The 459-nt window shown below is 56.2% G+C and carries 1 rRNA gene; it reads right to left on the reverse strand.

What is annotated here, in order from left to right:
* Positions 1–451: ribosomal RNA gene (locus QP908_RS11770) — 16S ribosomal RNA — on the reverse strand; the annotation flags it as partial.
* Positions 452–459 lie beyond the last annotated feature (8 nt).

Consider the following 459-nt stretch of genomic DNA (forward strand, 5'->3'; position numbering starts at 1 on the left):
AAAGCTTCGTCCCTAGCGAAAGGAGTTTACAACCCGAAGGCCTTCATCCCCCACGCGGCGTCGCTGCATCAGGCTTGCGCCCATTGTGCAATATTCCCCACTGCTGCCTCCCGTAGGAGTCTGGGCCGTATCTCAGTCCCAATGTGGCCGTACACCCTCTCAGGCCGGCTACCCGTCGCCGCCTTGGTAGGCCATTACCCCACCAACAAGCTGATAGGCCGCGAGCTCATCCTACACCGAAAAAACTTTCCAACCACCACACTAAAGATGGCTCCTATCCGGTATTAGACCCAGTTTCCCAAGCTTATCCCGAAGTGCAGGGCAGATCACCCACGTGTTACTCACCCGTTCGCCACTCGAGTACCCTGCAAGCAGGGCCTTTCCGTTCGACTTGCATGTGTTAAGCACGCCGCCAGCGTTCGTCCTGAGCCAGGATCAAACTCTCCACAAAAAGAAAAA

The organism is Corynebacterium sp. MSK204 (genome assembly GCF_030229885.1).
Taxonomy (GTDB): Bacteria; Actinomycetota; Actinomycetes; order Mycobacteriales; family Mycobacteriaceae; genus Corynebacterium.